The 10,336-nt window shown below is 35.7% G+C and carries 11 protein-coding genes; 1 reads left to right on the plus strand and 10 read right to left on the minus strand.

Going from position 1 to position 10,336, the window contains the following annotated elements:
- Positions 1–11: 11 nt before the first annotated feature.
- From HU824_RS06750 to HU824_RS06785, 8 genes are all read right to left on the minus strand, one after another.
- A complete protein-coding gene (locus tag HU824_RS06750; RefSeq protein WP_176468433.1) occupies positions 12–2,303 on the minus strand; it encodes an outer membrane beta-barrel family protein in 2,292 nt (763 codons plus the stop codon).
- Positions 2,304–2,332: 29 nt separating this feature from the next.
- The gene (locus HU824_RS06755; RefSeq protein WP_024988423.1) at positions 2,333–3,001 is read right to left on the minus strand and encodes a hypothetical protein; all 669 of its coding nucleotides are present in this window, start codon (positions 2,999–3,001) and stop codon (positions 2,333–2,335) included.
- Positions 3,002–3,022: 21 nt separating this feature from the next.
- Entirely contained in the window at positions 3,023–3,184 is a 162-nt protein-coding gene (locus HU824_RS06760; RefSeq protein ID WP_167371345.1) for a hypothetical protein, read from the minus strand.
- A 30-nt stretch (positions 3,185–3,214) separates the two neighbouring features.
- Positions 3,215–3,646, minus strand: coding sequence for a GNAT family N-acetyltransferase (locus HU824_RS06765; RefSeq protein WP_015546400.1), 432 nt, complete (start codon positions 3,644–3,646; stop codon positions 3,215–3,217).
- A gap of 99 nt (positions 3,647–3,745) precedes the next feature.
- Positions 3,746–4,309 carry a Crp/Fnr family transcriptional regulator gene (locus HU824_RS06770; RefSeq protein WP_176468434.1) on the minus strand — a complete coding sequence of 188 codons (564 nt, stop codon included), beginning with the start codon at positions 4,307–4,309 and terminating at the stop codon, positions 3,746–3,748.
- 9 nt (positions 4,310–4,318) lie between these two features.
- Positions 4,319–4,891 carry a Crp/Fnr family transcriptional regulator gene (locus tag HU824_RS06775; RefSeq protein ID WP_176468435.1) on the minus strand — a complete coding sequence of 191 codons (573 nt, stop codon included), beginning with the start codon at positions 4,889–4,891 and terminating at the stop codon, positions 4,319–4,321.
- Positions 4,892–5,119: 228 nt separating this feature from the next.
- Positions 5,120–6,274 (minus strand): YhcG family protein, encoded by a 1,155-nt coding sequence (locus tag HU824_RS06780; protein ID WP_176468436.1) that lies wholly within the window; start codon positions 6,272–6,274, stop codon positions 5,120–5,122.
- A gap of 25 nt (positions 6,275–6,299) precedes the next feature.
- Entirely contained in the window at positions 6,300–7,523 is a 1,224-nt protein-coding gene (locus HU824_RS06785; RefSeq protein ID WP_176468437.1) for a site-specific integrase, read from the minus strand.
- Between the two features lie 433 nt (positions 7,524–7,956).
- On the opposite strand from HU824_RS06785, the gene HU824_RS06790 reads away from it, so the two are divergent.
- Positions 7,957–8,766, plus strand: coding sequence for a Fic family protein (locus HU824_RS06790; protein ID WP_004291350.1), 810 nt, complete (start codon positions 7,957–7,959; stop codon positions 8,764–8,766).
- 25 nt (positions 8,767–8,791) lie between these two features.
- Here HU824_RS06790 and HU824_RS06795 read toward each other — a convergent pair whose 3' ends face one another.
- Both HU824_RS06795 and HU824_RS06800 read right to left on the minus strand, forming a co-directional pair.
- Positions 8,792–9,532, minus strand: coding sequence for an NERD domain-containing protein (locus HU824_RS06795; RefSeq protein WP_004291349.1), 741 nt, complete (start codon positions 9,530–9,532; stop codon positions 8,792–8,794).
- A gap of 9 nt (positions 9,533–9,541) precedes the next feature.
- The gene (locus tag HU824_RS06800) at positions 9,542–9,985 is read right to left on the minus strand and encodes a hypothetical protein (RefSeq protein ID WP_004291348.1); all 444 of its coding nucleotides are present in this window, start codon (positions 9,983–9,985) and stop codon (positions 9,542–9,544) included.
- Between the last annotated feature and the right edge of the window lie 351 nt (positions 9,986–10,336).

Raw genomic sequence — 10,336 nt, forward strand, 5'->3', positions numbered from 1 at the left:
TCATTTTTGAATTAGTATCTAAATCTTGATGTATCTACTCCTTTTATCTCCTTTTTCTTATATCCACCAAAGCGATAACTGAAATGCAGAGTAAATGCTCGTGAATAAAATCCGCTATCCATATTCAAGTTTTGCCCTTTGAAACGGACTTTTGTTGCAGGCATCCCTGTATCAAATATGTCATAGCAACGGACAGATAAACTCAATTTATCATTTGCGAAATTCCATCGCAATCCGGCAGTGAGATTAAAAATAGATTCTATATCAAATGTCCCTTGTATGACGGGGGTCTGTACATTTCCCATTAACTCGAAAGACAAATTCTTATTTACTTTAAATGTATTATCCAGTGTGCCGCTAAATACCCATTTCTTACGATTGAAAGGGATGTCGAAAAAATCATCACAGCGTTGGTGCATTTGCATACCGACTAAGGTTAATCGGGAATCCAGCCAGTTTCCTACTTTAAAGGGTAATATGATATTTGCTCCCCACACCTGCATATAGTTCCAATTTGTGTTTTTATAGATTAGTGCCAGCCTGTCAGTAGATTGATAGGCAGCTTGTGTGAAATAATCTGATGTATGCGTGAAAAACAGGCTAAGAATATACTTATTCAAAAAAATATAGCTTCCATTCAGATTATAATTCGTCATTGGCTTCAAATTCGGTGTTCCCCATAATTCTGTATATCCATTAAGATAGCTGACGGAAGATTGCATATCCCAATAGCTTGGATAAGTTTTGTCCGTAGATAATGAAAGTTGAAACACATGTTTCGGTGTTTTAAAATAAGTCAACGATGCTTGTGGATAAACTGCCCATTTATGATAATTTCCAATAGTATAATATTCTCCCGTAGCAGAAACGGATAAAGATGTACCTGTTGTATAGTTTTTGCTCAATGATACATAAAAGCTGGTAGTTTGTTCTCTTAGATTGGAATATGTATTTTGAGTTTGAATGTTACCTGTCACTTTATCATAAGTTTGAAAATCAAGATCTTTGGCAAATCGATAGGAAATTCCATAACCCAGATTCCATCCTTTTGATAGAGATTGTTTCTGGTCTGCATAGATAGAGTAGCGGTCTATTTTTTGTCCACCAACCATAGAGAAACTACTCTGACTTCCATCTTGATAATCAGCATATAGTCTTTGGGCATTATTAGAAGTATAATATGTATAATCACCACCTATCTCAAGTCCGAAGCCTGAATGATATTGCAATGTAATATTGCGCATTTGATTGTCAATATATTTATCGACATTGCTGGTTTGGTAATTGCCTGATGTCCGGCTATTATTATACTGGTCGGGGGTATAACTACCTGTGTATGCTATATTGATATTGTTTTTGTTGTTGAAGTTATACTCAAAAGCTGCTCTAAGGTCGTGTTTCCAGTACTTGCTACGCAACTGTTCATTTTGTATGATATTATGTAGTTCACCTTTTTGTGTATGTTTGGAATCAAGGTCTATGTACTCCATCTTTTTTACGTTATTTGCTCCGTACATTACATCAAAAGCCATTTTGGGAGTTGATAAACGAAAGTTTCCATTCATTCCTCCATCATTGAAATATTGGTTTTTATAGTTAGCACTTATCTCCCCCTGAAAAGAGTAGTCGTTTGAATGTTTTAAAACCATATTAATAGCTGCACCCCGTACATGATATTCAGGAGGCGCACTGTACATTACTTCTGCTTTTTCTATACGACTAACCGGAGTATTGCGCAGAATTGTTTCAAGTTGTCCGGCATCCATTGTTGTAGGTTTACCATTTAAAATAACAGTCAGTTTTCCTGCTCCAGCCAAAGTTAGTATTCCTCTATCTTCTTGTACTCCCGGTATCTTTGTCAATGCTTCATAAGCATTGTTTACGAGTTGATTTTGGGTAAGAACAGCAAGATTATATCCTAAAAGTCCATTCTCTACTTTTGCAAAAGGATGTTCTGCTTTTATAATAACTTCATCCAAAGCATAGTCTTGAGGTTGAAGTTGAATAGTTCCAGCATTATTTCCCTTACCTACCATTTGTTTAGTCTCATATAAAAGGTGTTGTATTATCAAGCGGTATTCTTTCTGTTGGCTTTTAAAAACGAATATGCCGTCGGAATTGGAAATGGATGCGCCTATATAGGTCGAATCCATTGCTTGCAAAATAATAGTCGCACCGTCTATAGGTAGTTGTTTGTCATCTATTATTTTTCCGTTAATCGTTTGCCCCCAAGCGACTGTTTGATAGCAACCTAAAAATAGGTAGAAAAATGTCAATGTTATTATTTTATTTAATCGCATCATACGAATTCAGTTTATTGATTACAAAACTATTAAAAGGTAAAAGAAACTCCTGCACCAAAGAACCATTCCCATCTTCTTTGTATTATGTTATATTGGTAGTTCGTTTGGGATTTAATAGTGACATATTTGCCTATCTCATATGAAAATCCTGCTCCTATCTGATAAGGGATAGAAGTTGCAGGAAGTATCACACTCCGTTTTTTATCCAGTGTATAGTTTCCATATACACTAAAATATAGTTTCTTATTTAAAGGAATAGCCATATTTGTATTTTGTTGAATCTTTATAAGAGGTAGATTTTTATCTATCCGACTATTGAACATAAGGCTTTTGCATTTTAGATTTCCATTCAATAGATTATTGTTATGATTTAATTTATTGTGAAACGTTGTGGCGCACCCAATATTTGCTACATTCGGAAAATCTTCTTTAAAATCAATATCTAACCTAAAATCATCCCAGTATCTATTATCGTCTTTTGGCGAATGACCAATAATAGACTGTTCTAATTCCCTTTTAAAAGCATCATCAATATGGATAGGCATTTCTCCTTTCAGCATTTTAGCCAATCGGACAGAATCGTTTGGAGTCCACCCGTTTTGTACTTGTGCATTGACTGGACGGGCGAGAAATAAAAAAAACAACAAAAATATTGCTGTTTTCCAAACGTTTGAAATTATCTGATTAGTCGCATCCACACTTCATTTAAGCCTTATCCGTTAATACATCTTCTTCAACGTCCACACCATCTTATTGGGATTATAGGCTTCGGGGGTGAAGACAGAAGTAGGGGCATCATCGTTACTACAATTTGTCAGACATAACATGGCGCAAATAATGAATGTGGAAAGCACCATACATAAAGTAATTTTCTTTTTCATCTTATCTCTATTTTAAGTGATTGACAATAATTATATATTTCTCTTCATAGGGATACTAACAATACCTTTATTAATCTCTTTTTCACCCACTTTTTTGAAGCCTAAAGATGTATAAAAAGTTTCTGCATAGGTTGAAGAATTAACTGTTATATAAGTGAAATTACAATTGCTCATCATATAATCAAATAGCGATTTCCCTATTCCTTGCTGATGATAGTGTGGCAAGACAAAGAAGAGGGATATATGTTGCCTTTCTTGATGTACACCGATTATTCCTATCAATAAATGATTGTCAAAAGCACCATATATGTCAAGTGTATTCATCAACGATGTGTCATACACGAAACTTTTAAAGGTTTCAATACCTTCTTGGGTGAAATCATTCCTGCCACATTCCATATATACTTGATAGGACAAATCAGCCGCATTATTATATTCTTCTTGTGTTAATTTACGTATCATATCAATGTTATTAAATCATGAATGCAAAATACGGAAGAATAAAGAAAAAAGGTCTTGACAATTGTCAAGACCCCGGTATAATGGATGTTAAAAGATTGGCTATTTCTCCAGTTTGCGGCGTATGCGACTAACTGTTTCAGGAGTAACCCCTAAGAAAGAAGCTATACTTTTCAAGGGTATAGTATCTTTAAGGTCAGGACAACGTTTCATTAGTCTTTGATATCGTATTTCAGGTGTACAATACGAATCGAGCAATCGTTCATACACCATTTCATATAGATTTTCAGCTACATATCTTCCTAATCGTTGAGTTTCCATATTCGTTTCCCAACATTCTATAATATCATGGCGTGATATTTCATAAACAGAACAGTCTGTTAACGCTTGAATACTCACAGCCGACAGACTACTTTTCATAAAAGAAGAATAGTCACATATAAATTCATCGGTAAAAGCATATCCTACAATGTGCTCTTCTCCTTCTTCGTCAATATGCGTATATTGAAATGTGCCATGTTTTACCCATCCAGCAAAACGTTCCACCTCATTTTGCCGGATAAAGAAATCTTTCTTATGGTAAGTACGCAATATCCCTTTTCTCGCAAATAAATCTTTTACATGGGAATAGTCCAAATTGTTGAGATATGTATTAAAATCATTCATTATCGTAAGCTATTTATTCAGTCCACGGCGTATGCGACTGATTGTTTCCGGTGTGACTTGCAAGAAAGAAGCAATCTCCTTTAACGTAATGTACTCTTGAATATTGGGGCATCTATTCAATAAGTCAAGATACAGCTCTGCTGTGGTCTTGCAGTACATATCCATTAATCTATGATACATTAATAAGTATGATTGTTCAACAAGCGTACATTTTAGTTGCATGGTTTCTACATTTGCAGCAAAGAATTCCTCCACTTTTGAATAGGACATATAACAAATCTTTGTATCGCAAACGGCTTCAATTGTTACTAATGACGGTTGATTGGGTTCTATAAGAGTGCATAAACTTCCTGCAAATTCTCCGGAGAAAGTATATCCTACTATGTGTATGTTTCCTTTTTCATCCACACGAGTATATCTCAATAAGCCGTGTTCAATATAAGCTCCCCGATGATTCACTTTGCCTTGAATAGTGAATCGTTCGCCCTTTTTGAGTTCGATATAAGTACCATGTTCCAAAATGAACTGCTTTAGCTGTTCTAATTTCGAATAGTTGGCATATTGTGAGTTAAAATCTTCCATACTATAAACTAATTACAATTGAAATATAGAATAACTTCGTGAGTTGTTCTCTCAAAAAGCAAAAATAGATTCCTGACTTTATCAAAACATCTTCTCTTTTTTTAATCCACTTTATTGTGAGTTTAGTTTGTGCTTTTGTATATATATCCAAAACGAACTAGACTTATTTCTATTGACTGAAAGTATATGCTGGCGAAAGAAGAAATAACCTTTTTCTTTTCGCCAATTTTAAAGTTTGTAACTCTCATAGTTTGAGGAAGAAATGAACTCTTTTATTTCTTCTTCTGTTGGAAGCTCTATCCTATACTTCTGTACAAAGATATTTGGGTCTAATCCGGCTGTGGCATACTTTACTAATGTATCTCCCTTTTCAGTGCAAAGCAGAATACCGATAGGTGGATTATCATCCGGCTGCATCACTTCCGCTTTGAAATAGTTCAGATACATATTTAGTTGCGAAGCATACTCATGGTGGAACTTGTCTATCTTCAATTCTACAATAACATGACATTTCAAAATACGGTGATAGAACACAAGGTCGGCAAAGAAATAATCTTCATCAATCAAGATGCGTTTTTGCCGGGCTTCAAAGCAGAAGCCATGTCCCATTTCTAACAGGAAGTGTTGCAGGTTGTCAAGAATGGCTTGTTCCAAATCAGTTTCTGTCACCAATGCACGTTCATTCAACCCTAAGAACTCCAAAGTAACAGGAGTATTGATAACATCTTTAGGTTGTAATAAGGTTGCTTGTTGCTGGACTAAAGCGGAGAGGGCTTCTTTGTTTTTGGATAGTCCGCTACGTTCGTAATATAAAGATGCGATTTGTCGCTCCAACTCCTTTACAGACCAGCAGCCACGAATAGTTTCCATTTCATAGAAAGCACGTTTTACCGGGTTCTCAATTCCCGATATAGTGTTTAAATGGGTGGAAGATAATTTATTGAATAATCTATCAGCTGGAATCATCCATGTTTCGGTTTGTGGGTATTCTGTTGATAGTTTCCAAACTCCACTTTCAGATTCGGCGGTCATCAACCGCCGAGTTGGTTCAGTGAATTCGGCGGTCAATGACTGCCGAATTTGAATTTGTGATGCAATGTATTGTGTAACAGGTTTTTTTAGTTGTGGATAAACAAGATACAACCGCCTAAATTCACGGAATCTACGTTCATTCAGCCCTTTTGTTTTCAGTCGTTGTTCCAGCTTCTTCAACAGTTGTTCACCGTAGGCGGCACGGTCTTCTCCGTTCTGCTCAAATTCTACGATATAGCAACCCATAAGCCAGTTACGGGAAGTAAGGGCAAGGTTTACAGCATGTGCGGCTTGTGCCTGCAACGTGTTCTGTATCGTGCTGATATGTTTTACTAATGCTTCAAAGTTCATAGTTACAAAGATAAGTCTTTTATGGTTAAAACTTTAGTTCGGGTAAGCTGTTTATTGCTTCCTCTTTCAATTTATCCACCGCACGGGTGTACTTCTCCGTATGCTTCAATCCGCTATGCCCTAAAAGGCTGGCTACGGTTTTGATATTTGCCCCATTATTCAGAATGTTCACGGCAAACGAATGTCTTGCACAATGCCAGCTTATATGTTTGTCTATTCCGGCTCTCTTTACCCAACGCTTTACTGACTTACAGCAGCTTTCGTAAGTAGGCAAATCGAATATTAAACAGTTTTTATCTGCCGGGGCTTCACCAATGATAGACAATAGACCGTCATTCAAAGGAATAACCACACCACTACTGACAGAATGTCCCTTTGTCTTGCTTTGCTCAAACTTCAATAACCGATTAGCGTAATCCACATTCTTATAGGTAAGGTCTTTTACATCACAGAAGCGCAGACCGCAGTATAAGCAGAAGATAAAAGCCCGTCTGACATTCGGGTTCTCGTTGTCATAATGGCAAGCCGCCAACTTTTGTATTTCTTCGGGAGAAAGAACATCTTTTCGAAGCATTTGGCTATCCACTTTACAGGTAACACTTTTACATGGGTCTTTCAACATTACATCGTGGTCAATCGCATATCGAATAACTTTCTTGAAACGCTGGTAAATGCTTTTAGCACCTTCACCCACACTTCGGGATTGCAAATAGGCTACAAACTGCTCCATCATTTCTTTGGTGATAAGTTCCGGTTTGATACTAAACTCATTCATGGGGTATTGCTCTTTTAAGAAGTCCTTAAAACGGCTAAGCGCAATTTGTACCATGCGAATATCTTTCTTGGTATAACTGTTGATATAGGCTTGGAAATAGTCTAAGAAATTGACCGTTCTATCTTTTTTCAACCGATAGCCCAACATACTTTCTTTAAATTCTTGCTCACGCTCCGCACGTATCTTTGTGGCAAGCTCCAATGTTTCTTTGTTCTGCTGGCGTTCCGCAGGGGTACGGGGCTTATCTATCAGATACAGACTAAGGTTTTCTTTTCGCCTGTTATGCTTTACTGCAAACTTGGGCTTACCTTGCATCTTTCCACTATCATAGTACACTTGATTGCCGTTTTCATCTAATACGGGCTTTTCCTCTCTACCTAAATAATACTCTAAGTAAAGGCTGATTCTACCATCCGAGAGCTTATTTTGCTCTAATTTGGGGTTTTCTTTCGTTTTATTTTCTAACTTTGCCATTGTTTAGAGGTTTTATCCCGATTTAGGTACCATAACCGGGCGATTACGCTAAATAGTTGATTTTCTTTTGTTTTCTGATATTGCAAAGGTACAAAAGAAAATGATATTTCAAAGTGTACTAAAAGTGTACTGAATAACAAAAAATGGGCAAAATATGGCAAAAATGGAGAAAATAAGAAATATGCAAGTTATTGATAATAAACAATATAGATTCTTTTGTTTTCCTATGATTTCTATGGTTTGTACCGGGTCTGGGTACAAAGAAAAAAGCTAAGTATTTGATAATTCAATACTTAGCTTTTTCTTTTGCTTGAATTTTCCCCACATTTTCCCCACACGTGCAAAAAATATAGCAGTAAGTCATTATTTCTTTTGGTTGAACGTAGTAAATCAGTTACCTTTGAAAAGAAATAAAGCCTATTAAATAAAAGTAATGGAACAAGGTGTTTGGCAAGAAATAGAACTGTTGTACCAGAAGTTTCAAAAACTTGGTATCAGTGAAGCGGTGGACTATGACAAGTACTACCTTTATTCTCTCATTACCCATTCCACAGCCATAGAAGGCTCAACGTTGACCGAACTTGATACGCAGCTTCTCTTTGACGAGGGAGTAACAGCGAAAGGGAAACCGCTTGTGCATCATCTGATGAATGAAGATTTGAAGCAAGCGTATGAACTTGCCAAAACTGAATCAGGCAGTCTTGTACCTATAACTCCTGCTTTTCTGAAAAGGTTGAATGCAATGTTGATGCGTACTACTGGCAGCGTTCACAGTGTGTTGGGCGGCTCTTTTGATTCTTCTAAAGGAGAGTTCCGTCTATGTGGTGTTACGGCTGGTGTTGGTGGACATTCTTATATGAACTATTTGAAAGTTCCTGCTAAGGTGGATGAACTTTGTGCGATTCTTCAAGAGAAGCAAAAAAAAATGGGAACACTTCGAGAACAATACGAATTGAGCTTTAATGCCCACCTTAATTTAGTAACTATTCATCCGTGGGTGGATGGCAACGGAAGAACGGCTCGATTACTGATGAACTACATCCAATTTTGCTATCACCTTTTTCCGACCAAAATATTTAAAGAAGATAGAGAAGAATATATTCTTTCCCTGCGCCAATGTCAGAATGAAGAAACTAATCAGCCGTTTTTGGACTTTATGGCAAGGCAGTTGAAGAAATCACTTTCTATAGAAATTGAACGATTCAATGTATCACGAAAGAAAGGGTTTAGTTTTATGTTCTGATACTATATAAAACAAGGATTGCTATTTATGAGTTTATGGTAAACTTGCATGTGGGAAAGTTTGAACATCCATAGAAAGTGCCGTACTTGCCTTTCCTCAAAATGAGATGTCCTCCGCATTGAGGACAAACACCTTGATTTATTAGGCGTGAACTTCTGTATTGCCGAGCCTTTGCGTTATGCTTATGCTGTTTTAGTTTCTCTTTATCAGCGATTATGCGATTCTGGTTAATTGTCTGTATTATCCAATTTATGGTCTCCTGATTAAGAACAGCAGTTCTGTATTGTAATATAGCACGTTTTAGATTATATCTGTTTACAACTATGTTATTGTCAGCATGCACTTTTAATTCCGCACTGTTATTGAAAACGACAATTGGAATAAAAAGTATATCCGTTGAACATTTGAGCAAATGATGCAAAAATCTTACATGTCCAGCGTTTTGTTTTATCGGATTGTAAAATTGATGTTTACTTTTATAGATGGTTTGCGTCCAGTATTCACCGTTCTCTCTGCCCAAAATCCAACCTTTATATCCCTTTGTTTCAATTACAAAGACACCATAAGGTGAAACTACAATATGGTCAATTTGTGTTGAATATCCGTTACTTTCGAATAGTAAATCATTAAAAACAACATACTCTTCTGGTAACTCTTGAATCTTGTTATTCACAAGTTTTTCAGAATACTTGCCTTTCCACATTGGCATCTTCAATTTAATAAAGATTACCACTGCAAAAAAGATAACGGTGATGGCAATATGCATATTACTGATTTAATAGATTCTTTTTATCCATCTTTTACTTGATTCAAATCCCCATTGAACATGCCATCTTCTTCCTGTTACTTTATCTAACAAAAGAAATTGATATATATTTTTTGTTGGATATAATTCAAATGTTCCACAGCCTGTACCAAGAGATAGGTCTTCGTTATTAAGGGTTGCAGAACCTTCTTTATCATCATCCAAAGACCATTGTACAATTTCTATTTTCCCTGTCATTGTATCTAATTGCAGAAAATTATATATATTTTCTGTTGGATATAGTTTGTATCTATCAAGTCCATGCATACGAAAATCTATATCTTCTACAATAGCATGTATTTTAATCAAAGTAGAATCATTAACTGTTTTGGTATGTGAAATGGAACTTTCATTTTGTGCAAAAACACATAATGGAATTAAAAATAAATAAAAAATAATCGTAAGTTTCTTCATAGGTAAATCATTTAAGTGATTAAAATTAAGGGTAATAGTATAGCTATTACTGTATTTATTTCTTCCTATTTACATCCCATTTGAAAGTATAAATATAATCTCCGATGGGAATGTTTACAATCAAAATCTTACCTTTTTTCCTTTTAATATTCATATAGCCAATAATAGCTTCATCGGGATAAATAGTTGTGGTTTCACTACTGTCCCATTAAAATCTGAAAAATTTCTTTGAAATTATTGAAATATAGTTAGTTACATGGATTTTTCGAGCGAACGGACTTGAAATTTTATCTTTGCGGTAGTTTTACTATGACCGCATATGTTTCAAGACAAGTTTGTATTTGCTCAGTT

It is taken from the genome of Bacteroides sp. L10-4 (assembly GCF_013373675.1).
Taxonomy (GTDB): Bacteria; Bacteroidota; Bacteroidia; order Bacteroidales; family Bacteroidaceae; genus Bacteroides; species Bacteroides muris.

Excerpts from the sequence above, each read along its gene's own strand:
- HU824_RS06765 (WP_015546400.1), bottom strand. The coding sequence starts at position 3,646 with ATGATACGTAAATTAACACAAGAAGAATATAATAATGCGGCTGATTTG.
- HU824_RS06775 (WP_176468435.1), bottom strand. The coding sequence starts at position 4,891 with ATGGAAGATTTTAACTCACAATATGCCAACTATTCGAAATTAGAACAG.
- HU824_RS06795 (WP_004291349.1), bottom strand. The coding sequence starts at position 9,532 with ATGCATATTGCCATCACCGTTATCTTTTTTGCAGTGGTAATCTTTATT.
- HU824_RS06760 (WP_167371345.1), bottom strand. The coding sequence starts at position 3,184 with ATGAAAAAGAAAATTACTTTATGTATGGTGCTTTCCACATTCATTATT.
- HU824_RS06800 (WP_004291348.1), bottom strand. The coding sequence starts at position 9,985 with ATGAAGAAACTTACGATTATTTTTTATTTATTTTTAATTCCATTATGT.
- HU824_RS06785 (WP_176468437.1), bottom strand. The coding sequence starts at position 7,523 with ATGGCAAAGTTAGAAAATAAAACGAAAGAAAACCCCAAATTAGAGCAA.
- HU824_RS06770 (WP_176468434.1), bottom strand. The coding sequence starts at position 4,309 with ATGAATGATTTTAATACATATCTCAACAATTTGGACTATTCCCATGTA.
- HU824_RS06790 (WP_004291350.1), top strand. The coding sequence starts at position 7,957 with ATGGAACAAGGTGTTTGGCAAGAAATAGAACTGTTGTACCAGAAGTTT.
- HU824_RS06780 (WP_176468436.1), bottom strand. The coding sequence starts at position 6,274 with ATGAACTTTGAAGCATTAGTAAAACATATCAGCACGATACAGAACACG.
- HU824_RS06750 (WP_176468433.1), bottom strand. The coding sequence starts at position 2,303 with ATGATGCGATTAAATAAAATAATAACATTGACATTTTTCTACCTATTT.